At 52.8% G+C, this 21,043-nt stretch carries 22 protein-coding genes and 2 pseudogenes; 6 read left to right on the top strand and 18 right to left on the bottom strand.

From position 1 onward, the window contains the following. The first annotated feature begins 373 nt into the window (after positions 1 to 373). Both QO231_RS24320 and tnpA read left to right on the top strand, forming a co-directional pair. Positions 374 to 1,369 carry a hypothetical protein gene (locus tag QO231_RS24320; protein WP_316782411.1) on the top strand — a complete coding sequence of 332 codons (996 nt, stop codon included), beginning with the start codon at positions 374 to 376 and terminating at the stop codon, positions 1,367 to 1,369. A 161-nt stretch (positions 1,370 to 1,530) separates the two neighbouring features. Further along, the gene (gene tnpA / locus QO231_RS24325; RefSeq protein ID WP_316782412.1) at positions 1,531 to 1,929 is read left to right on the top strand and encodes an IS200/IS605 family transposase; all 399 of its coding nucleotides are present in this window, start codon (positions 1,531 to 1,533) and stop codon (positions 1,927 to 1,929) included. A 770-nt stretch (positions 1,930 to 2,699) separates the two neighbouring features. On the opposite strand, the pseudogene QO231_RS24330 reads toward tnpA, so the two are convergent. The 18 genes and pseudogenes from QO231_RS24330 to QO231_RS24415 form a co-directional block, all read right to left on the bottom strand. Next, a pseudogene (locus tag QO231_RS24330) lies at positions 2,700 to 3,017 on the bottom strand (integrase core domain-containing protein); the annotation flags it as partial. A gap of 381 nt (positions 3,018 to 3,398) precedes the next feature. Further along, entirely contained in the window at positions 3,399 to 4,037 is a 639-nt protein-coding gene (locus tag QO231_RS24335) for a hypothetical protein (protein WP_316782413.1), read from the bottom strand. A gap of 9 nt (positions 4,038 to 4,046) precedes the next feature. Beyond that, positions 4,047 to 4,328 (bottom strand): hypothetical protein, encoded by a 282-nt coding sequence (locus tag QO231_RS24340; protein WP_316782415.1) that lies wholly within the window; start codon positions 4,326 to 4,328, stop codon positions 4,047 to 4,049. A gap of 255 nt (positions 4,329 to 4,583) precedes the next feature. Then, on the bottom strand, positions 4,584 to 4,913 hold the full coding sequence (locus QO231_RS24345) for an H-NS histone family protein (protein ID WP_316782417.1): 330 nt from the start codon (positions 4,911 to 4,913) through the stop codon (positions 4,584 to 4,586). 188 nt (positions 4,914 to 5,101) lie between these two features. Next, on the bottom strand, positions 5,102 to 5,503 hold the full coding sequence (locus QO231_RS24350) for a hypothetical protein (protein ID WP_316782419.1): 402 nt from the start codon (positions 5,501 to 5,503) through the stop codon (positions 5,102 to 5,104). Between the two features lie 9 nt (positions 5,504 to 5,512). Further along, positions 5,513 to 6,427, bottom strand: a complete 915-nt coding sequence (locus tag QO231_RS24355) for a hypothetical protein (protein ID WP_316782422.1) — start codon at positions 6,425 to 6,427, stop codon at positions 5,513 to 5,515. A gap of 349 nt (positions 6,428 to 6,776) precedes the next feature. Then, the gene (locus tag QO231_RS24360) at positions 6,777 to 7,343 is read right to left on the bottom strand and encodes a tyrosine-type recombinase/integrase (protein WP_316782442.1); all 567 of its coding nucleotides are present in this window, start codon (positions 7,341 to 7,343) and stop codon (positions 6,777 to 6,779) included. 62 nt (positions 7,344 to 7,405) lie between these two features. Then, a complete protein-coding gene (locus tag QO231_RS24365; RefSeq protein WP_316782424.1) occupies positions 7,406 to 7,966 on the bottom strand; it encodes a recombinase family protein in 561 nt (186 codons plus the stop codon). Between the two features lie 112 nt (positions 7,967 to 8,078). Then, on the bottom strand, positions 8,079 to 10,202 hold the full coding sequence (locus QO231_RS24370) for a Tn3 family transposase (protein ID WP_316782425.1): 2,124 nt from the start codon (positions 10,200 to 10,202) through the stop codon (positions 8,079 to 8,081). 52 nt (positions 10,203 to 10,254) lie between these two features. Then, positions 10,255 to 10,944 carry a HEPN domain-containing protein gene (locus tag QO231_RS24375; protein ID WP_316782426.1) on the bottom strand — a complete coding sequence of 230 codons (690 nt, stop codon included), beginning with the start codon at positions 10,942 to 10,944 and terminating at the stop codon, positions 10,255 to 10,257. A 39-nt stretch (positions 10,945 to 10,983) separates the two neighbouring features. Beyond that, positions 10,984 to 12,171 carry a DUF262 domain-containing protein gene (locus QO231_RS24380; protein ID WP_316782427.1) on the bottom strand — a complete coding sequence of 396 codons (1,188 nt, stop codon included), beginning with the start codon at positions 12,169 to 12,171 and terminating at the stop codon, positions 10,984 to 10,986. 114 nt (positions 12,172 to 12,285) lie between these two features. Continuing rightward, positions 12,286 to 12,579 carry a helix-turn-helix domain-containing protein gene (locus QO231_RS24385; RefSeq protein ID WP_316782428.1) on the bottom strand — a complete coding sequence of 98 codons (294 nt, stop codon included), beginning with the start codon at positions 12,577 to 12,579 and terminating at the stop codon, positions 12,286 to 12,288. Beyond that, entirely contained in the window at positions 12,576 to 12,866 is a 291-nt protein-coding gene (locus QO231_RS24390) for a type II toxin-antitoxin system RelE/ParE family toxin (RefSeq protein WP_316782430.1), read from the bottom strand. The genes QO231_RS24385 and QO231_RS24390 overlap by 4 nt, the downstream gene beginning before the upstream one ends. A 175-nt stretch (positions 12,867 to 13,041) precedes the next feature. Next, positions 13,042 to 13,281, bottom strand: a complete 240-nt coding sequence (locus QO231_RS24395) for a hypothetical protein (RefSeq protein ID WP_316782431.1) — start codon at positions 13,279 to 13,281, stop codon at positions 13,042 to 13,044. Further along, positions 13,281 to 13,919 (bottom strand): ParA family protein, encoded by a 639-nt coding sequence (locus tag QO231_RS24400; protein ID WP_316782433.1) that lies wholly within the window; start codon positions 13,917 to 13,919, stop codon positions 13,281 to 13,283. Before QO231_RS24400 ends, QO231_RS24395 begins: the two co-directional genes overlap by 1 nt. A gap of 140 nt (positions 13,920 to 14,059) precedes the next feature. Beyond that, positions 14,060 to 15,130, bottom strand: a complete 1,071-nt coding sequence (locus tag QO231_RS24405) for a replication initiator protein A (protein ID WP_316782435.1) — start codon at positions 15,128 to 15,130, stop codon at positions 14,060 to 14,062. Positions 15,131 to 15,479: 349 nt separating this feature from the next. Then, positions 15,480 to 16,061, bottom strand: a complete 582-nt coding sequence (locus tag QO231_RS24410; protein WP_316782437.1) for a hypothetical protein — start codon at positions 16,059 to 16,061, stop codon at positions 15,480 to 15,482. Continuing rightward, positions 16,058 to 16,516, bottom strand: a complete 459-nt coding sequence (locus QO231_RS24415; protein ID WP_316782438.1) for a hypothetical protein — start codon at positions 16,514 to 16,516, stop codon at positions 16,058 to 16,060. Before QO231_RS24415 ends, QO231_RS24410 begins: the two co-directional genes overlap by 4 nt. Before the next feature lie 689 nt (positions 16,517 to 17,205). Between QO231_RS24415 and mobQ the strand changes: the two genes are divergently transcribed. The 4 genes and pseudogenes from mobQ to QO231_RS24435 form a co-directional block, all read left to right on the top strand. Continuing rightward, positions 17,206 to 18,507, top strand: coding sequence for a MobQ family relaxase (mobQ, locus tag QO231_RS24420; protein WP_316782439.1), 1,302 nt, complete (start codon positions 17,206 to 17,208; stop codon positions 18,505 to 18,507). Positions 18,508 to 18,641: 134 nt separating this feature from the next. Further along, a complete protein-coding gene (locus QO231_RS24425) occupies positions 18,642 to 19,820 on the top strand; it encodes a helix-turn-helix transcriptional regulator (RefSeq protein WP_316782440.1) in 1,179 nt (392 codons plus the stop codon). Between the two features lie 48 nt (positions 19,821 to 19,868). Next, the gene (locus QO231_RS24430; protein ID WP_316782441.1) at positions 19,869 to 20,246 is read left to right on the top strand and encodes a DUF1304 domain-containing protein; all 378 of its coding nucleotides are present in this window, start codon (positions 19,869 to 19,871) and stop codon (positions 20,244 to 20,246) included. Next, a pseudogene (locus QO231_RS24435) lies at positions 20,245 to 20,607 on the top strand (IS5 family transposase); the annotation flags it as partial. The gene QO231_RS24430 and the pseudogene QO231_RS24435, both read left to right, overlap by 2 nt. Between the last annotated feature and the right edge of the window lie 436 nt (positions 20,608 to 21,043).

Genomic DNA, 21,043 nt, shown 5'->3' on the forward strand with positions numbered 1-21,043 from the left:
CTCGGCCCAACTACACATTCATGACGACAGTACTGCCTGGTGATGAAGTACTCGGATAAGCGCTCTAACGCCGTACATTGTGGGCAAGCCCCTTCTCCTTTAACGCGTACGCTGCAAGGACTGGAGGTGAGTGATCTTGTTCAAACACCAAAATCATACGCTGTTTCAACAGCTTGATATACGCCTGCCAACCATTTTACACCGCCCCATGAATAATTCGGGCTAACTGCCCCACAGTTTGCGGTACTTTCCACGTAAGCGTGTAACGGATCAACAGGGTAGGACTGATATGAAGCATATGCTAGCTTCCGGATTGGTACGACGTCGTTTCAGAACGGGGCCGGTGCCCTTTCTTTGAGGAAAGCATTAGACCATGAACCACAGCAAACTCATCTTGGCGCTTTCGGGCCTAATTTTGATTATAGTCACAGGGCTTACAGTGTTAATTGCTTCTGGTATTCTCCAATTCGGGTTTCAGGGCCCTGTAGTTTTTGTACTTTACATTATATCAGGTGTGTTCGTGGCTTTATCCTGCTTTGGAATACTTACAAGCACAGGCGAGCTAGCCGGAGAACCATATGGAATTAATATCCGCCTTGGAGGAGCAATAGTAGGGCTTGTGGTTGTTGTGGCCGGTGGCGGGATCTACGAAGTTTTCGTTCGCGATAGCGAATCCACGAAACTGCAGATCGTGCTCTACACTGAGAATAGGAACAATATTCCTGAAATCGAGGCTGAGCTTACGCTGATCTTGGACGCGACGACGGTTTCAAAAGCCGTAAACGGCAGGGGTATTGTAGTATTTGAAAATTTACCGCCGTCATGGCTGGGCCGAGACGCTGCATTTATATTCGATAGTAGAGAATATGGAATCGCAGTTGAAGATGGCCTTGATGTAAAAATTTCAGAGGGAACCAGCTACGTTGAAATCAAAAAGAAAGCAGCCTTTTCAACTTATGAAGAAAGCGACTTGCGGATATCCCCCCAAAACGCTTTCAGCGAGCCGATGGTCTCCGGTGAGCAAACTCTAACAGTATGGGCGTCAGCTGTTTCGCTGTCCGAACGACCAGTACCAATCAGGACTTACGGAGAGATATCATTCAACAACGAGGCAGGTCTAGAGTTTCGAACGATATCGAGCAACGTGAATATTTCTGGGGTAAGCGAATTTATTCTACTCAAGCCGAATGAGCCAAGAGATATAGCTTTCGATGCGCTCTTACCAGAAGACTGGGAGTTCCTACTAGCGCGCGCGCCTGAGGTCATTCTTAGCGTTTTCTATCACGATTTTGAAGACACCGTGCGTAGAAAGGTGTTTTATTCGGAATCTTTTGATTTTGATGAGAACTTTGTAGAGTTTTCACGCTAGACTAGGCAGATTATACAGAGTTGGAGATTTAATTTTCCACTTATTGGAGATAAACCACCGGCTTCCAGCCGGTCCGCTTCAGCGTCTCTGTTGATGATCTCTCCTCCTGAATTTTGAAACCCGCGAAGGCGGTATGGTTTCAAAATTCAGGAGGAGAGATCATGCGCTACTCATCATCCGCGCACACGCGATTTTACCACAGGTTCCACGTCGTGTGGGTCACAAAGTATCGCTACAAGGTGCTGCAAGGTCCGATGCGGGAGCGTATTCGCGAGATCATCATCCAGACCTGCAACGAAATTGGCGTCTACATCGTGAAGGGTGTGCTGGGGCGTGACCATGTCCATATGTTCCTGTCGATACCGCCAAAGCTTTCGCTGTCAGTTGTCATGCAACGGATCAAAGGTCGTTCGTCCCGCCGCATCCAGATGGAGTTTCCCGAATTGCGCAAACGGTACTGGGGCAGGCGGTTTTGGGCGCGTGGTTACTTCTCAACGACGTCCGGGAACGTGACAGACGACATCATCGAGCAGTACTTGGAATTACATTCCGCCAAATGATGCTACCGGCGTCAGCCGGTAGTCCTTCACTTGTGGTTTCTTCAATTACAAACACTGTCACAACCAGGATAGCAATTACGAATACATTCCTGCGTATCAGCTGTGCTATTTGGGTTCATAGCGTCACATTGATTCCGGCATCCTTGAAGGCATGAGTTGCAGCTATCTTGAGCTAGAATGATATTCGGGCGGCCAAATTTGTCAGATAAGCGATAAACAGAATATTTCAGGGAACCGTCCTGTTGGCAATATTGCTCCCCCTGGAGCAGGTAGCCATCTGCAAAAGTCGGAGCGGCGGCGAGTATAGACAAAACTGAAACTGCAAGTCTTAAGGGTCCCATTATATCACTCCTTTTCGTTGTTTGGGATAAGAGTGATTACGAACAGTTTGGGTGTGTGAAGCAGCCGACATAGTTGCAACGGTCACAAGCAAAAGTACCGGGCGGGCAGTATCTTTGAAGTGTGCGGTTCCAACCTTGACAACTATAGGTTCCACATTCGCAACGGTAAGTTTGAGCCAATTGATATTCCGACCTGGTGTTTGATGGGGCCTCAGTTCCTTGATACTCAATATATCCAGCGCAAATCATTGGATGTTTGTTGTCATTTGACTGAGCGGTGGCCGGAACTATGAAAAGAACGATTGCGGCTAGCGCCATGATTAAATATCGCATCGAAATTGTTCCCGCATTTTTTCCCGTGACGTATTTTTCCCGTGACGTAAACGATTACTAGTATAGCACACAATCGAGGGACGAGCTACGGTAGCGTTAGGTGTCACATCCCGGACGGTAGTATGGCTGTTTCCTGAACAATTCCGGTTTGAGTTTGTGCCAGTCTTTCATGGCTTGCAAGGGCGTCTTGCTGCCCAAGGCTGACTGCGGAAGCTGCTGATCGTAGAGCCAGACGTAGCGATGCAGCGTAGCATCCAGTTCTTCGCCAGATCGGAAGTGGTGGCTTCGAAGCACGTCCTCGATGCGCCCATTGAACCTCTCGACCATGCCGTTGGTTTGGGGTGATCTGGGCGGCGTCAGGCGGTGTTCAATGTCCAGTTCTGTGCAGAGCTGGTCGAATTCATGCTTTCCCGTAGCTACCTATCCGCAGCTGACCTTGCGGCCCGAGGCCGATTGCAAGCGCTATGAGACGCTGTGCTCGGCTGAGGAGGCTGCCGCATGAACGCCCTCATCGACCAACTGACCGCCCTGAGGCTGCATTCTAGGGCGCTATCAATGAACGATGCTATCGACCAAAATCCTTATGATACCTCACCGTTCCGCTCAGCCCTACGTCCCGTCTAGGGGTGGCAGACGAGGGTACAAACTTGAATTTTTAGGTCAGTATTTATGGCCTATAAGATTCAGATGTGAATGGCACTGTCGTCCACTTGTCCCGATTTTGGAGCATGCGCCCTAAGCGGCTAGTTCTGGGCACCTGGCTTAACTTGAGCAGTAGAACGCGTGGACAGAAACTTAGTGGTCAGTCCTCTCCGCCTTTACAGATTTAACGAGTTCGCCTAGGACGCTAGCTCCTACGACTTGAAGCAATATCCGGCCTAAGCTATGCGCTTTGACCGAGTCCAATTGGTCGCTGTCTTTTAATTCATCAATCTCTTCTCTTAGTATTTTGGCCTGTTCCTGAGAAATTCGACCCAGGCGAAAGCATGGCTCAGGAAGATTGTCGAACGCCTCGCTCACGCCAAGGCCTTCCATTATTCTTTGAGAGTCCTTTAAGTTTTGTGAGTTGGCCTTTTCCCTTATTGCAGAGTCAGCAGATTTCAGGATCGGATCGAATATTGACATTAGGCTGACGTTGAGTGTCTGCCCTGCAACTTGAAATGAAATACCTAACCTCAAGACAGCCGCCGCTCCGAGTCCAGCAACGAGAATTTTGGAAATGAATTCTGCCTCTTGCGCTGTATCTGGAAAGCTGATTAGGTCCATTTGATTTATTAGGAGGTACGAAAATGCCGAGATTGAAGCATTTACTAAACAGTAGATAGCCGTAGCCCAATTTAGCAGTACGGCCCGAATTGGCGAACCACTATACCTACCAATAACCTCACTTGCGCCTAAAAGCCCCCCGAGAAGCAAAACGTAGACGTATGCCATAATGCCTCTCTATTGACTACTCTCATAGTCGTCCTTGTAGCGCTTCCTTGTTATTTGTAGAACTACAAGTTGTGCTCCAAATAGAATTACCGTCACTCCAGAAGCTACAAAAATGTACTTCTCTACGCCGCCTTCCATACCGATTTGTATTTCAGTGATAGTAATGTAAGCCCCAACCCCAAGAAGAAAGAAACCGACAAAAAACAAACACAGAAAGATGATGATTAATATTCTGTTTTTGAAAGCCTCCTCACGACTAACCTTGTCTTCGATCTCGCTGTAGTCGGGCATGATCGATCAATCCTTTAGCACTAAGTTTCGCACCTTCTAGGTAACGGTCGTTTCGAGACTAATGTCGCTCTGGCTCACAGTATAGCATTTTCTACAAATCGCTAGCTGTCTCAGGGCATCGGTCAAGATGGTTGTCGTACTAAATCCTGGGCCTCTCCGCGTCAAAAACGGTCGATTCAGGCCAGCTAGGTCAAGCCACACAGGATCAAGGGCTTAGCCATGTCAAATACCATAGGCAGAACGCGCGAGGTTCTGTCACGTTTTTGCCGTTCTAGCGATCAGCAGCTCGTCGGCTGTCTTGCCCGAATCCAGAGCCTCAACGAACCACTTCGGCTTCCGTCCCCGACCAGTCCATGTGAGCGAAGGATTTTCGGGATGCTGATATTTTGGCATTGAAACAGACTTTCTGCCTTTGGTACCTGTCAACTCGTCCAGGCTAAAGCCCATCTTCCGTGCCACAGCTTCGGCCGCCGCACGAGCTTCTTTCTTGCGGCGGGCCTCAAACGATTGGATCGCCTTCGCGACGTCTTTTTCGAGTTGTTTGAGCTCGTCCAAGGTGAGTTTTTCGTAATTGATCTTAGCCATCTGACCGCTCCGTGTTGCTTCGCTTGCAGACTATAGCGCTGCCTTTATCACCAGTATAGGGGACAATATAGGACACCAGATGTTGTTATCCGGTAAGGTTCATTATGTTATATTTGTGCACCTAAAATCAAAATCGGAAGATGAGTGTGGCGGGCAAATCACGTCTCACATGCAACTATCAGCCAGATTCATTTCCAGAATATCAGCAAGCAAAGAGAAATACAGGCCGAAGCGAAAATATACAAAAGAAAAAATAGTGTCGGCCAAATAAACCTTAATGTGACTTCCAAAAAATAGTTGGGATGCCAGAAAACTCCAACAGAAATCGTGAGTAAGTAGCAACCCAGTAGCGCAACCAGAAACAACCCAGAGAACCAAATAAGTCTAACTCGATTTTTTGCCTTGGAATGGCGTTCCCACGCCGCCAATACAACCGTAGCACACATGACACCACCAATAGAGGCTGCTAGCTTTAATTCAGGTTGATAGTAGTCACTAATCAAACGTATTTTCGAAATTGCATCGTGCCATGGCGACAGCAAAGATGAGAGCGACGCCAGAAACCAACGCTTTGGGTCTGGAAGTTTCATTTTTGTGTCCTACCACCAATAATGGATTGGTATGTAGCCGATAACCTTCCCACCACCATGAAACTCTAGCCGGGCCGATCTTTCAGAAAAAGTCATTCCGTCAATGCGACGCCTTGCAACAAACTCAAGTGATGTTCCTTCTACTTGCAAACTTCTACCCTCCAAAGTTTCAAAATCCAATGGGAATCCATCCTGCTGCAGCACTCTGCCACCGCTGATCCTAATTCCATCAGAGGTACCAAACATCAGAACATTGAGATCGTTATCTGAAAACTTTATTCTATATGATAGGCTGCCGTACCCGCCTCGATCACCTTCTTTTTCATCTACTTGGTAGAAGCACTTTAACACCAAAACTCTAGTGGAAGGATCGAATTCCGAAAGAAAATTTAGATCAATCTCCCTCAAAACACCAAACTGCTTTTCGGTAAGATTTTCAAAATCGAGGCTGTCCCCAACATAGCTAAAATTCACATTTAGTGGTATTGTTCGCCGCGAGCTCGTCGAAACTGATTTTTCATCAGAGCCAGCAACGACAATGTTTTCATTGTAGTCAAAAATATTCGTACTAGCACTGTCCGGCCTAGGACCCCACCACAAAATTGAGGTCTCGTTAGTAAATTTGTGAGCGGGAAAAGACGTTTTCGTGTAGCTGTTCGAGTTGGGCAAAACGTAGCCACGAATTCCTGCATCTTGCCAGTCAATGAATATCGGATTGGCTCCTCTATTCTCTACGCAATGTACCAAACTAAATTTGGCTCCATTGCGCTCCGCCCATGATTTATGAGAAAACCGATAAACCCCGCTTGCAACCTCGTTATTTTGGTCCCAGCAATCGATTTCATCTGCACGGGTCGAAGATGCTGTTATCCAGGCTGCGGCGCCAATAAAAAAAAATAACCGACAGAACATCATATCGAGCACTCTACTCGCGAAACATCTTTGCGTGTTTGCATTAGGATGCCACGCCTTCTAAGCGTCTGACACTCTTCGATCATAGCGCACCATTAGGTTGTTTGGAACAACTTCAGCATGCGACGCATCAATGCCAGTGTCAAACTAATGCTGGTTCGTATCTTTCTTTTCGAAGCAAGCGATCGCTCTGAGTTACGGGGTTAGTCGATTGCTCGATTGTCCGCAGAAATGGCGATTTTTGCATACGACCGCCGCTCCCGGATCAAGCCCCAGCCACCAAAGAGGCCGGGCACAAAGTTCGTGCGATAGTAGCGGAATTGGTTGTCCTGCGGTTCGATTTTTGTCCGGTGCATGTCCCCTACCCCCACATCCTTGAAGCAATATCCTGCTCCTCCTTGCCCACAGCGTCAGCATAGATCGCGGTCGTGCTGAGCTGGGCGTGGCCCATCCACTTCTGCAGCATGTGCAGTGGAATACCGTTCACCGTCGCGTTGATCCCAAAGCCGTGACGTAATCCCTTCGGGCTGCGATGCGGCGCATCTGCGATCCCCGCTTCGATCATGATCCGTTTCACGATCTGCCACACCCGCACGCGGCTGAGCGGCCAAATTGGAGCCGCTGCCAGCTTGCGCAACTTTTGCGCCTCGCGAATGCCATGAGCGGTGTTGAGTGTGTCGAGATAATCCGGCGGCACGGGCACCGCGCGATAAACCACCTTCTGCACCGCGTTCGTATCCTTGCGCTTTTTCAGCGACCTGATGGCAATCGTTCCGCCTGACAGATCGACACGCGCCGGAGTGATCTCGACCAGCTCCGACGGCCTGCACCCGGTGAAATGCAGCGTCTCGCAAAGCGTACGATCCCTCGCAGGCTGTTTGCGTGCTACAGCTAGGAAAGCTGCGCGTTCTTCGGCGTTCAGATACAGGCGGTTCCCGGCGCTGTCATAGAGGCCCTGTACGCACGAAGGGGGTCAAAAACGGCCACATTTTATGAGAGCAGCGTTGTCCGCTTGATGCGGTCGATTGTTGCGACACCGACGTTGAAGTCGCGCGCGATGGCACGAATGGATTTTCCCTCTTTGAGCATGGCCCTGACCTGATCTTGTTGGTGCGGTGTCAGCTTGAGTTTTCTCCCGAACTTCACGCCGCGCTTTCTGGCGGAGACGCGTCCTTCGTCTGTACGCTCATTTATAATGTTGCGTTCAAGTTCAGAAAGTCCAGCAAAAACAGTAAGTAGGAACTTCCCCATCGAGCTTGTGGTGTCGGCCCAAGGTTCACGTAGAGAGCGGAACGAAGCGTCAGCCGTTTCTATTTTCTGGGTGATGGCGAAGAGGTCATTGGTTGATCGCGCAAGGCGGTCGAGGCTGGTCACGAGCAAGGTGTCGCCAGGCTGTAGGGAGTTGAGCATCCTTTCAAGCTGAAGCCTGCGTCGATCAAATCCCGTGATTTTCTCCTGGAAGATCCTGTCGCACCCCTCGGCCTGAAGGTGTTCAATCTGGCTTTCCAGGTTCTGTCCTGTCGTGGAAACGCGTGCATAGCCGATCAACATGGATCTGCACCTGTTTTTCGACTGTAAATACGGAACAGGATTACGGATTCCGCAAAGCGTTGATTATGCGCCCAGAAAATATCGTTCCGGATATTATAAGTTTCGGAACACATCATGCCGCCATCCTCATCTCTTCGAGGGGTAGACGGGTGTCCATATCAAGATCGAAGACGCCATATGGATTGAAGTGGCTGTGCGGCAGCGGGTTCAGCGCAGCCATATCACGGGCGGTCATCTTTTCGCGCCAGGCTCGCTCGCCAAGAACCTCCTGGATCATGAGGGTATTCACGTAGACCATCGCCGCTTGCAGAAGATGTAGGGAGAGGACGGATATTTCGTGATCGTCACGACGATTGGACACCAGTTCGTTGCCATTTCCGTAGAAGATGAAGTTGTTCACCCCATTCCAGCGCTCTATGACATTGAGTCCGGAATTGATTTCGCGGCGCAGTTCTTCATTGCCGAGATACCGGCACAGGAAGATAGTTTTGACAGCTTTGCCCAATTCTAGAAGGGCCGAGAAGACCGGGTGCGTTTGGCCTCGTATGAAGCGGCGCAAGATAGCTTCTGCGTCTGCGGTGCGCAGTTTAAGTGCGCTCGCGAGCCGGATCATTTCATCATAGTGGCGTGCAATAAGATCCCAATCTATGGGCTTTGCCATACAGATTGGATCGATATTGGCGAAACGGTGGTCGGCCTGCTTATCCGCGCGGGCGAGCTTTTGGTTGGCGATGCCCTTCAGGCGCGGCATCAAGTCGAAGCCAAGAAGATGACAAAAGGCAAAGCCAACGACACTTTGTCCATGGGTGTCAACGAACTGACGGTCGATATCCAAGTCGGTATCATGGTGCAGTACACCGGTCATCATGGACGCCACTTCTGAAGAAGATACCTGCTTGAGCTGTGAGTGGACGCAGGTCGCCTGTTTGTCGACATGCCAGTAGATCATAACGCCGCGCCCGCCATAGCGTTGGTGCCATTCCGTCATCAGGTTCTGGTCCCAGGAGGCCAATTGTGTGGAATCTGAAGCACAGCTTGTGCCGGCATTCCCCCAGATATCTGCGTTCCGAATGCGATAGGTGGCATCAGCGATCCGCCGCGTCGCGTCCCTGAGCGCTGTTTTGTGAATGAAACGCTGGCGGATGTAGAGCAGCTCCTTGTAGCTTACTTTATGGGGGCCTGCCGCAATCGCCTTGATGCCGATATTCGTTCCAATCCCGAACAGGGCCAACAAGAGACGCCGGGAAACTTCCTCCGACGACAAGGCTTGCCTAGAACTGGCCGCGCGGAACAGCGGCGTAAACTCCGTCCGCAAATCAACTTCCTTCAGCACATCCAGCAAGCTGGTCATGGGCCAGCGGCGGGCAAGTTCAGCCTTCAGATCTTCAAGGGCTACAGGGTCAACCTGTGGCCCAAGCGATCGCAGGGAAATACACGCCTGCCCACCCCGGGGTTTGAGTTTCACATCCTTGTTCGCAGGCAAGCCTTGATCGAACGCCCGCAGGGCACCACGCAGGTCATTTCGCAATGACTGGACAAACTGGTCAGCATCCAGAGGCTGATCGAGAAGATCAAAATAATGCTCCTTGCGCGCGTCAAAATCGGCGGGCAGGTCCTGGTCCGGATCGCAATAGCACTTCGCGCCCTCAATCCAGATTTCCTTTGTTCTCAGCTTGTCGCGTAACGTCTGCAGAACGCAAATCTCGTAGTTGATCCGATTGATGCGCACGACGCCCTCAGGGCCTGCCTCCAGAACAATGTCGCGCCATTTGGACCGGATGACACCTTCAACCGGGACCTCGCCCTCGACATAAAACTGTGGCTTTCGTTCCAACGTTTTCGTCAACGCTGCAAGCGCGATCAGCAAAGGCTGTGCGCTTGAACTGTTGGTTTGGAATGTCAAAGCGCCCAAAATTACCGGCATAGCCCGCCGATAATGCCGGGCATAAGATCGTCGGATCGTGCGATGCACTCGCGTTGTAAACGAAGGGGTATCTGACAGATAGGCCTGTGCCAGTTCGCGGATCATCTCACGCGGAACAACCGGAAAAACAACCTGCGGAATGTCGCCTTCGGGCTGCCCATCAATAGCGACCACGATCTTGCCCAAAAGAGAGTCCTTGCTTTCCACCTTTCGGAAGTCGGCTACATATTCCTTGATCACCTTACTTTCTGCGCGGGCTGATATCTTGTGGGTGATACTGATGACCAGGTCGCCCAGATCATCTGTTTTCATGAACTTGGCTACATGGTGCGAGAAGTATGACATACGCACCAATCTCATCTACCTAGGCAGCTTGCGGCAGGTGCAATGGCAACGTCACAGCAATGCTCAAACCGAGCGCCTTAAAAAACGCGACATCGTCGTGTAGAGACGATGCCGAGAGCGAATTTCCTGGATTTAAGGAGTGAGCGATATTGTTTCGCTTTTCCATGAAGTCATTCAACCGGATCAGAAGCATACCATGCACACGCCCTGCATCGTCGTCTTCAAAGTACGACAGGAGCGGCGGTTTGTCTGACACTTTGCTGCACACATCCTTTAGGTCACAGATTGAAAAAACCGCATTCAACTGACTTGGACGCATGTTGCTTTCATTGTGGACCAGTGACCCATAGATTTCTTGGGTCAAGTCGCCCTCTAAGAACCTACAAACGGCATCAACTCGTGAACGTGCGTCGCGAGATACAGTCTCCAAAGATACGGCGGTCCCGCCAGTATCAATTTTAGCCCGTGCAAGTTCCTCTAGAGTCCGCTTCCATGCTGTTGCACTCAGCTTCCGCGGCAGCGTGCGTGCGTCAGCCTGAAGTTGCACAGTTTCACGGGCGTACTGTCTTCCCTGTTCCCGGATAAACTCTTCAAATCTCGCGGCTAGCAAAAGCGTCGAAGAATTCACTGAAGCAATTCGTGACCTTGCCGAAGTGCCTGACGTTTCCACTACCGAAACCAGCTCCGATATTGCTGTCAGGTCGGTCAAAAACTCGTCTGATATGGCGTCGAAAATTGTTGGCAAGATTCAAACCGGGACAAGAATTTCTTTGAGAAGGTTTATGCGGTCTCTTACTGTTTCGGCGGTGTTCCCCCTGCCAACCAGAACTTCATACTTGTCTGCATCGTTGTTAGCGGCACGCATACGCTGTACGATATTGGCTTTATCCGCAATAATTTCTGCCCTTTCGTCCCACAAAGAATTCATGGCAACCATCGCGGCATCGTACACAGCGGCCGATACCCGCTGCTTCTGATCGGTCTCGGACACCAGAAGGAACGGTTTTCCTTCGAAGACTTCGTACAAAGTCGAGAACCGTGCTTTATATTCGTCGCTAGCTTCTGCCGCCTCTTCTTCGGTTAGCTTGACCTCCATTGCTCTATCGAGCATCGCCCTCATGGAACCTCTGATGTTGCTGGGATCTTTGAGCGCAAAATATCTTAGCACAAGCTCGCAGTCTTTCATGTTGCGGTACAACGAGTTCTTCTGTCGATCTGGATTGATGTAGTAGTCTTCAGGGTCTTCTTCAGTGTAGGCAGGTATTCCAAAAACCTCTGTGAAAAGGCCAAACCTGCTAAGTGAAACAACAGCTTCGTTAAACGGTCCGGGATTTTGAGCATTGCGAAGTTCTTGAGCGTTGAGGCGCATCCCCCCCGTGTTTAAGCGATCAAAAACGAGCCTTCGAATGTCTGTTAGTGACAACGTGCCTTGATTTGGGCGCTCAGATTCACTTTCCATAAGAAGCACAATTGCTGACAAGTTTGCCCTGTCCAGTGTTCGCTTCACTCTGGGAGGGGCTTTAGGGTAACGCAATCCATTGAGAGGGCTTAAAACCTTCAAGCCGCTGAGTGCGAACGATCCCGCAAAGAAGTCACGGATCGTATTCAATCGTTGTTGCCCGTCCATGACTTCGTACCGAGCAGCAGAGCTTTCATAAAAGAACACTGGGGGGACGGGAATGTTCAGAAGTAAGGACTCGATAAGCTTTGATTTTTGAGAGGGCGACCAACGCAACCTACGTTGATACTCTGGATGGAGATTAATGGCCTCACGTCTTTCGATCATGTCACGGATTTGGGGGAGTAGAAAGTTATTGGTCTGATATACGATCCGAAAGGCGTTCTGTGCCAGAAACTCGTCCGGATCGCGAGTGTCTTCTGGAGCGGGCGCGTCTTCATTTTCGTCAATGTCGCCAAGGTCAATTTCTACACTCATTTGCAAATGCTCGCTTCCAGTCGGTTGTCCACCTTGGCTTACAGCTTTTCCCAGATTTAGACCATATGAGGGAAAAAGACGCATAAGATCCTTTTATGTGAGTATTGGGCTGGATCACTGAAGTTCGACCTTGATGGTACGCCCCACTGCCTGAGCCGCGCGTGAGAGAACCGCCAAAGTAACACCGTCATTGTTGGGATCAAGCAAACGATCGAGTTGGGAGCGGCTGGTCTCCAAACGCCTGGCCATCTCGACTTTTGAAATGTGCTGTTCTTTCATCGCGGCCGCCAACTGGAAAGCAAGGACGCGCTTTACAGCTTGTTCCGTGGCCTCGTGATAGGTCCCCTGCTCTTTCAGAAAGTCTTCAAAGAGTGCACCGGCTTTACCTACTTCTACATCATTGGTCATTTCAGTCCTCGCAATCGTTTTTCGGCCGTGGCCAATTCCTTGTCCGGTGTCTTCTGGCTCTTCTTGATGAAGCCATGCAGTAGCACCATGCTGCCCTCATGAGTGCAGAAGAACACCCGTCCGATACGACCGTCACTCAGGTTAGATCGTATCTCCCAAAGCCCTTTACGCCCCTTAAGAGATCGGCAGAGCGGCATGCCAATCGGCCAGCCAAACTCCGCAGTTCTGATATCGTCACCAATCGATTTCCGATCTTCAGGAGCCAGTCCCAGGAGCCAATCGCGCACGGGCACCCTGCCCGCTTCAGACTCAAAAAATCGTGCTGGTAGTCGCTTTTGCCCTGTCGCCATTTAGCGTACCAAATAAGGTACATTGCAGCAAGCTTCTTCTTTGCTACATAAACTGGGCGTTAGTGACCTTGGTGAATACATGATGAAATCATGGTTCCATGAAATCATGGTATCACCGCTTCATGGAACTGTAGGATTCCCACATTGCCATAAAAAGCTGCGACTTTGAGCCTTTTGAAAACCCAAACGTCTCCCCTGCCCTTGCACTGAAAGCATCGAATACTTCGGGCGGGATCATCACTTGAAGCGGTTTGTTCTTGCCTTCCGACTTGCGTGGGTCAGCTTGGATGACGTTTGCTGTTTTCTCGCGCGGCGGCGGCGCACCTTTTTTCAAGATGGATGTGTTCGCCATTACGCGACCTCCTTCTCAGAAGTGATTGTCCCAAGCCGGTTGATGATTGACTGCGCCAAGCGCTCAGCCTTCTCGTTCAGAGAGCGGTGCGGTGTCTCTGTGATCACCTTCCCCGCATCATGCGCAATGCCGTATGCGGTCGAGACGGGCACGAAGCCGTCGAGCGTGACGTAATCCGTTTGCTTCAAATACGCACGCGCGGCATTGAGTTCTGCTTCGCTATTCGTCGTCTTGACCAAGGCAAAGGCAATCTGGCCTGTGCTAATGCCAGCATCAGCCAGACTATGCGCCAGCTTCACAGCGGGCCGTAGATCATCCTTGGTCTGCCCGGTCGGGATCACAGTCAAATGAGCCGCTTTGGCAATTTCCAACGTTTGCTGCGAGGAATGCGGACGCCCATCAAGGATGTATGCGTCAAACCGCCCTGCTTCGGACAGTGCTGTTTTGATGTTCCCAAATGGCTGCACCTGGATTTCAGGCTCAATGTGCGCTTCAGCGCGGTCTGCCGCCCATTCCGTGCATGTCGTTTGTTGTGTGTCGAGGTCTGCGATCTTGACCGAAAACCCGTCTTTTGCCAGTTCGCGCGCAAAAAGCCGTGCCAGAGTCGATTTACCAGCCCCGCCCTTTTGCGAGACCATTCCTATGATGTAGCTCATGATGTACCTGCTCGTTTTGTTTTTTTACATGGTATCATGAAACCATGTTTCATCAATGCCTTGTTATCATGGTTCCACGATTCCATGGACCCATGATTCCATGAAGCGCTGATACCATGATATCATGGACTTCCGCGTCTTGCGTACCAGCTCCTGCAGAAGCCAACAAAGCTCGCCTTTGGGTGCTTTGGCTTGTCGTCTTTGCTCCCCAGCCAGCACCGCCATTCCTGTTCAAGGTGATGCACATCCCAGCGAGGGGCAACGAGCCGTGCCTCGTGGTAGGCATCAGGATCGAGGTAGCCGTCCCAAGAAGAGGGTGGGGGAGCTGTCGTCATGCTTCCTCTGTTGTGGAACGTGACTACATCACGTTCTTCGTCAAAGCTGAGGCTATAGTCCGGAAGATGGTCGTACCGCACCAGTTCCTTGATGGTGTGACGAAAGCGTTTTAGTTCCGTGCGCGCGCCTGTCCGTGCCAGAAGTTTTTCTAAGCCGATAGGCCAGCATTCCTGATGACCGCAAATTTTTCGCGCGATCTCGTAAACACGGCGCTCGATTGGTTTGCGCAGCCGGAAGTAATCCCGATGCAGTGTCAGCACCTTCTTTCGTCGGATTCCGTTGAATATCCATTCGGAAACCTCGATTTCCGCCCAAAGAATACGGCCTTCCGCGCCGTTCTTTCGTCGGACGTTCGCACTCTCGACTAAGTGAAACATGCCGGTATCTTCTTCATCACCGAGCGGTACGTCGTCGCCGTCAGAGGCCGTTGTGATGTTGGTCTTGATAACCGTACCCATCAGGCGCTCTAATGCTTCGCAGAAGGCGTCATAGTCCTTTCCACCCGTTCCTCTGTTCACAAAGATCAGTAGGTCACGCGGATTGAACCTAATCCGGCGTGAAACCTGCTCACCCTGATTAAGCTTTGCGATCACCTGGGAAACGACATAGATCAAAATATCCTTGTCGTAGATCGTTGCCTGGCCCTTGGCACTCGGGATGACTTCAAGCCACTTGTCACCATGTTCATAGCGTCGGATCGACGTGTCAGGCTTCTTGGAAAGCGCGTAGAAGGGGTGCTCCATCTTAGGCATCAAATCCTTGAGCACGGCATCAGCCACATCACAAATGAAAAAATCATGCTGCGGATGACGGTCCGGCAAAAGGTGATCGAGAGGATTCGGGGTATTAGGAACCATGGCCCCATCTTCGGGGTATTAGGAACCGACTGTCAAGATTCGGGGTATTAGGAACCGTTGTGTCTTGTGGATAACTATTGTCAGACGCGGACATCAGGAACCGGGATTCGGGGTATTAGGAACCGGGATTCGGGGTATTAGGAACCGGAAATATGAAAAGTTCGTTTAATATCAATACACTATCGCATAATTCGAGTCGTGTAACACAGAATCTAACACATATATAACACCCGGGATTTCGTCGGGCACCACTTAAGGAGCACTATTTCGCTTGTGGAATCCCCTCTGCATTGCCGACAAAATCAGGAAGTGGCGAGTTACAGACAGTGCCTCCTGCAACCCACCCGCTTCACTCCCTGACGACGACACAGAACGTGGTCGGATTATCCGGATCAACATTCTGTCTGAACTCGGCTCCGATGAAGCTGCAGGGCCATTGCCAGCTTTGGGGCAGGGCAGGGATCACAAAGCTGGCGAAGAGGAAGGCGGCGATCAAAGCGGCTGAGAAGACCAGAGGCAATCCCAGAGTGGCTCTGCGGGTGATCTGCTGTCTGCGGGCCTCGTAGGCCTCTACGGTGCGTCTCAGCGTCTCCAGGGCAGTCTGTGAGGCCATGGCACCCTCTCTGGCCCCTTTGCCTGCCGCCACCTCTGTGGCGGCGCTCAGACGGCCCACACCCCGCGCAGTGCTGCTGTCAATCTGCCGCGGAATGTCCTGGAGCTGGTTATCGGTGTTCTTGAACCATTTGATCAGCGCCTCAAACGTCAGGATGTCTTGCGCGGCCTGCTCATCGGAAACCCTCATGCGGGCGTCCAGTTCATCCAGGGTCGCAATGAACGCCTTGGCGCTGTCGCCGCCATTCTTGCTGATCTCCCTGTGGAAGACATCGGGCAGGCGGTTTCGGCCCTGTTCGGTATCCGTGGCTCTGCTCATGGCTGTCGTTCCATCTGGACGTTCACATCAGGGTCAACGGCACCATCGGCCTCAGTATCCTGGGCTCCGGTTTCAGACACAGCACTTGCGACCGAGGTCCTGCCATCCAAGCGCGCGCCCTCCTCAGTGCCGAGACCGGAACCGGTACCGTCTGCCTCTCCCCGTGAACCGCTGCCCTTTCCCTCGACTTCGGGCGGTGCTGCCGGGGCAGGGGGCACCCATCCTTCAAACGCCTTGCGGTCCTGCACCCGGGCAAGACCGGCCACCAGAGACATCAACAGCCTGGTCACTTCCGGATCCCGGCTGGCCTTCTCGATCAGCGCGCCGCCGAGGATGATCTTGCGCCGGGCATCGAGCTTGCGATCCTTCGCGGCCTTTCGGGCACGGGCCGATTGCAGCCGTGCCTTGGCCTGCTCATACTGTCGCTGAAGTTTTTCCAGATTGGGATCGGCCATGAGAGGGTTCCTTTGGAGAGGGTATCACGCTACGTTGAGGAGGGCTTACCATGAAAGCCAGTAGGATTGAATGGCGCACTTATGCAAACTCTACACTCACTTCGTTCCTTTCGAGCTTTGCGTGCGGTCTCCCCGGGGCACAACCCCCGCCGACGGCGTCCCCATCCAATGCGACGTCGCGCATTGGACAGAGAGGCGCTGTCCGCTCTCTCAAACTCTCTCGGACCAACCTGCGCGGTTGGATTGCGTCTCGGGCTGATGCGCCGCCAGGACGACCGGGGCACCTTGCGGGTGCTTGGTCTGCTGGCAGCGTCGTCAGCCCGGGCGCTCCGGAACGATGGGTTCTGTGACCCAGTCCCGGAGCGGGTTTGCCGCGCGGCGCTTGTTCGGCAAACGGCCCTGTCTTGGTCTCTCCCTGCCGTCGCCACCGCCACCGCTGTGGTGGCCGGGCGGGGGGAGGACGTGGACAGGGCAAGCAGCGGATCGCGACCCGTGGGGGCCTCTGTACCGCTGCTGCCTTTTGCTCCACCTGCCCAGCGGTGTGGGGCGCGGTTGGCGGAGCAAAAGGTACGTGCCCGCGTACGTACTCCCTCTCCTGATCACACTCGATCTCATCTTTGGTGGCTGGCGATCGGAGAGGGTCGCGTGGCATCTGCGGCGCTGTCCGGTTTGCGGCGAGGGTAGGGCGCGTGGCGAGCTACCATCTCAGCGTCAAGACCGTGAAGCGCAGTGTCGGGCGTACCGCCACGGCAGCAGCGGCCTACCGCGCGGGGGAACGGCTGTCCTGCGAGCGCGAGGGCCGGGTGCATGACTATACCCGCAAGCAGGGCATCGAGGAGACCTTCATCCTGGTACCGGCCGGCGCCCCGGCCTGGGCGGCGGATCGCGCCGGCCTCTGGAACGCGGTCGAGGGCCGTGAGACCCGGCGCAATTCCGTTACGGCGCGGGAATGGGAGTTGGCCTTGCCGTCGGAACTGTCATCCGAAGGGCGCGCAGCTCTGGCGCGCGGGTTCGCCCAGGCTCTGGTGGACCGCTACGGCATTGCGGCGGATGTCGCCCTGCACGCGCCGCACCGCGAGGGGGATCAGCGCAATCACCATGCGCATATCCTGACCACCACGCGGGTTCTGGCGTCAGAGGGGCTGACCGACAAGACGCGCATTCTGGATGCGGCCAAGACCGGCGGGGCGGAGATCGCGGATATGCGTGGGCTGTGGGCGCAGATGCAGAATGCGGCGCTTGAGCGGGACGGGCTGGAGGCGCGTGTCGATCACCGCTCGCTGGAGGATCAGCGCGAGGCGGCGCTGGATCGGGGCGAAGAGCTGGTCGCCATGACGCTGGACCGCGATCCGGAGATCAAGCTGGGGCCAGCAGCCAGCTCCATGGAGCGCAAGGCCCTCCGTGAGGCGGAGCGGGACGGCACCGAATATGAGCCCGTCACCGAGCGCGGTGCGCAGGTGCATGGGGTGCGCCAGCAGCGCAGTCTCATGGCTGATCTTCTGGAGCGCATGGTCCAGGCCCGGGATGCCTATACCTCAGCACGGGAGGCTGATGCCAGCCGCCTGAGTGCCGCCACCGAGGCGGCGCGGGCGCTGTTTTCCGGGGCAGGGGCCAAGGACTTCGCAGCCAACTTCACACAGGCCTATGAGGAACGTGAAGCCGAGCGGCAGCGGGCGCTGGAAGCCGAGAGGGCGCAGGCACGCGAAGCGGAACGGGTGGCAGCGCTGGAAGCTGCACGCGGCCAGCTTATCGAGCAGGTCGCAGTCGCCTGGCAGGACAGCCGCGAGATCGAGGATCTTGATGTCGCCAAACAGCGCCAGCAGGCGCTTGTCTCACAGGTGAAACAGGCCGTCGAGCGGCTCGGTTGTAAGTTTGATGATATCGCGGAGCCGGTGAATGCCCGCGCAAACGAGATCAAGGAACAGCGCGAGCTGGAGCTGGAAAGAACACGGGATATCGGCAGAGATATCAGCGATGGCTGGGGGTTGTGAGTGCCGGATCAACCTATAAAACCGATCCTTGATCTGATATTTCTACTCTTTTGGTGCGTGAGCAAGAACTGGCAAACGTTTCATCATTTCCATATCTTAGTGTAGGCAGGGATCAGACAGCACCGGGGGATGACATGCAGTATGATGAGGAGGCACTGCAGCTCATTCCACGCATCTATGATGCTGCGATTGATCCTGCAAAGTGGCCAGAGGTTCTCCTACAGTTGGCGTCAAGTGTTGGTGCTCGAGGAGCAATTGTGCTCGAGCTTGATGAACTGGCCAACCATGCGGCACTCAGAATGTCGTACTGTTCATCGAACTATGACCTCAAGACAATTGGTTATTACCTGGAACACCATCTCGACGAAGAAATGGCAGATCAGGCCGTTTTTGCGCGCCATTCACAGGCCTGCGATGAAATTGAGCTCATATCAGATGATGTTCTGGCTCCCTCACGTCAGGCTCTACTGGAGCGCGGGAACGTACAAACGCTTGCGAAATTTGATATCGCCCATAGATCTGCGGCGCTTTTGAACAAAGACCTGCCTTCAATAGACCGGTTTGCTTTCCAGTTCTCGGAGACCCATGGCCCATTGGGCGAAGATGGGCGAACCAAAAGCCGCATTCTGTTGCCGCATTTGGCAAAGGCACTGCATGTTGCCAGGCCGACTCGTGAACTTGCGGGATTGAACACCCTGCTTTTGGAAAGTTTGAACGGACTTGCCATTGGAATGTGCCTCATCGACCGTGAGCGCCGTATCCTCGTAAAAAACCTGGAGTTTGATCGCCAACTTGAAGAGTATGATGTCTTCGAACTTGACCGGCGCGGTTGCATCCGGCTGCGCAACGATAGGGCCATGCAGGCTGCCTCAACCATGTTGTCGTCGTTCCACCACCATGGGCACCATGGAGCACGACCCCGAAAGGAGGCCATAACCGTTCAGCCAAAATCCCATACGCACAACTTGTGCATTGATGTTTGTCCGGTTGAAAACATTGACGGCTCGGTAAGTCAGCGGAACGGAGCAAGTATCATATACAGTCTGGACACTGCGATACCAGTAACCATAGACAGCCAAAAGCTGACTGATCTCTACCAGCTGACCAAAACCGAAAGCTCTATGCTGCTTCATCTCTGCGAAGGGTTGACCAATCCACAGATTTCTCAACGCGTCGGGAAGTCCGTGCATACCGTGAATACACAGATCAAATCGCTGCTCTCAAAAACCGCGACAGCCAACCGAACGCAATTATTGCGCCTGGCTTGGCAGTCCGGCAGTTTCCTGCTGCCCGAAATTCACCCAAACGGGTGATTTTTCGCATCTTGGTTCGTGATAACTTTTCCGGACTGGAGGTAGATTATGGCTGTTATCCAAAAGTTACTGATTTCTATTGTTGCACTAATTCATTTGGTTTTCCTGTGGGTCGAGATGTTCAGATGGGAAGAGCGTGGTCCGGAAATTTTTCCGGCGTTTCCCCCGGAGTTCTTTCCTCAAACCAGCGCCATGGCGGCCAATCAGGGGCTATACAACGGTTTCATCGCGGTTGGGCTGATCTGGTCTGTGATTAAGTCGCGCCAGGAGATTTCACGGCTCTTCCTTTGTTTTGTAGTCGTGGCCGGTGTTTACGGTGGAATGACCGTAGACATGAAGATTCTCTACCTTCAGGCGGCACCAGCCGTACTGGCTTTGCTCGTCATGGGTGCTCGACTGCCTGCTTCAATCTCGCAAGAAAGCTAATAGCCAAGGGCGGCCGCTCAACCTGTTCGTCACCGCCGGCCAGGTCAGCGACTACATCGGCGCGCGGAGGCTGCTCAGCAGCCTGACAAAGGTCGACTGGTTGCTCGGGGATCGTGGCTATGACGCCGACTGGTTCAGGGAAGCGTTGAAAGACAAAGGGATACGCGCCTGCATCCCTGGCCGAAAGCAACGCAAGACACCGGTCAAATACGACAAGCGCCGGTACAAGCGGCGCAACCGCATCGAGATCATGTTCGGTCGGCTCAAGGACTGGAGGCGCGTGGCAACCCGATACGACAGATGTCCGAAGGTCTTCCTCTCAGCCATCGCCCTCGCCGCAATCGTCATCTACTGGTTATGAATCCTGACCCTAACCACCAACTATTTGGAACATGATAGACGCCAACTTTTTGCACTGCATAGCCCAAATGGATGATGCCATTCGCGCGGCAATGATTCACGGTCACATGAAATTGGGCGCAGCGTGATGCGTATGGCATTAAAAGCTGAATAATCGAACCCCGTTCGTAGCGCTGTGACATGATCTCGAAGAGTGGCGCGCAACCTGAGGATATGTTTGGCGAAGTCAAGGCCAAGGCTATCGAAGGATGCTTCCTCAAGCATTTTGTGATAACCTAAGTGTATTCAACGGTCGTACAGTTTTAAGCCCACCGAACAAAATTTGGCTCAGTTAGTGGCTGGGCTGTTTTGAAAGAGGACGTATTCATGAAACTAGGCAAGCTTGCTCGTAATTTGCTCAGCAACAGCGCACCAACTCTTTTGGCGGCTCTGGCATT

Origin of the sequence: Sedimentitalea todarodis (genome assembly GCF_032595355.1) — a bacterium.
Classification (GTDB): Bacteria; Pseudomonadota; Alphaproteobacteria; order Rhodobacterales; family Rhodobacteraceae; genus Sedimentitalea; species Sedimentitalea todarodis.

Bases quoted from the DNA above. Each gene is read 5' to 3' on its own strand.
- QO231_RS24320 (WP_316782411.1), top strand. From the start codon at position 374: ATGAACCACAGCAAACTCATCTTGGCGCTTTCGGGCCTAATTTTGATT.
- tnpA (WP_316782412.1), top strand. From the start codon at position 1,531: ATGCGCTACTCATCATCCGCGCACACGCGATTTTACCACAGGTTCCAC.
- QO231_RS24335 (WP_316782413.1), bottom strand. From the start codon at position 4,037: ATGGCATACGTCTACGTTTTGCTTCTCGGGGGGCTTTTAGGCGCAAGT.
- QO231_RS24340 (WP_316782415.1), bottom strand. From the start codon at position 4,328: ATGCCCGACTACAGCGAGATCGAAGACAAGGTTAGTCGTGAGGAGGCT.
- QO231_RS24345 (WP_316782417.1), bottom strand. From the start codon at position 4,913: ATGGCTAAGATCAATTACGAAAAACTCACCTTGGACGAGCTCAAACAA.
- QO231_RS24350 (WP_316782419.1), bottom strand. From the start codon at position 5,503: ATGAAACTTCCAGACCCAAAGCGTTGGTTTCTGGCGTCGCTCTCATCT.
- QO231_RS24365 (WP_316782424.1), bottom strand. From the start codon at position 7,966: ATGTTGATCGGCTATGCACGCGTTTCCACGACAGGACAGAACCTGGAA.
- QO231_RS24370 (WP_316782425.1), bottom strand. From the start codon at position 10,202: ATGAAAACAGATGATCTGGGCGACCTGGTCATCAGTATCACCCACAAG.
- QO231_RS24380 (WP_316782427.1), bottom strand. From the start codon at position 12,171: ATGAGTGTAGAAATTGACCTTGGCGACATTGACGAAAATGAAGACGCG.
- QO231_RS24385 (WP_316782428.1), bottom strand. From the start codon at position 12,579: ATGACCAATGATGTAGAAGTAGGTAAAGCCGGTGCACTCTTTGAAGAC.
- QO231_RS24395 (WP_316782431.1), bottom strand. From the start codon at position 13,281: ATGGCGAACACATCCATCTTGAAAAAAGGTGCGCCGCCGCCGCGCGAG.
- QO231_RS24400 (WP_316782433.1), bottom strand. From the start codon at position 13,919: ATGGTCTCGCAAAAGGGCGGGGCTGGTAAATCGACTCTGGCACGGCTT.
- QO231_RS24405 (WP_316782435.1), bottom strand. From the start codon at position 15,130: ATGGTTCCTAATACCCCGAATCCTCTCGATCACCTTTTGCCGGACCGT.
- QO231_RS24410 (WP_316782437.1), bottom strand. From the start codon at position 16,061: ATGAGCAGAGCCACGGATACCGAACAGGGCCGAAACCGCCTGCCCGAT.
- QO231_RS24415 (WP_316782438.1), bottom strand. From the start codon at position 16,516: ATGGCCGATCCCAATCTGGAAAAACTTCAGCGACAGTATGAGCAGGCC.
- QO231_RS24425 (WP_316782440.1), top strand. From the start codon at position 18,642: ATGCAGTATGATGAGGAGGCACTGCAGCTCATTCCACGCATCTATGAT.
- QO231_RS24430 (WP_316782441.1), top strand. From the start codon at position 19,869: ATGGCTGTTATCCAAAAGTTACTGATTTCTATTGTTGCACTAATTCAT.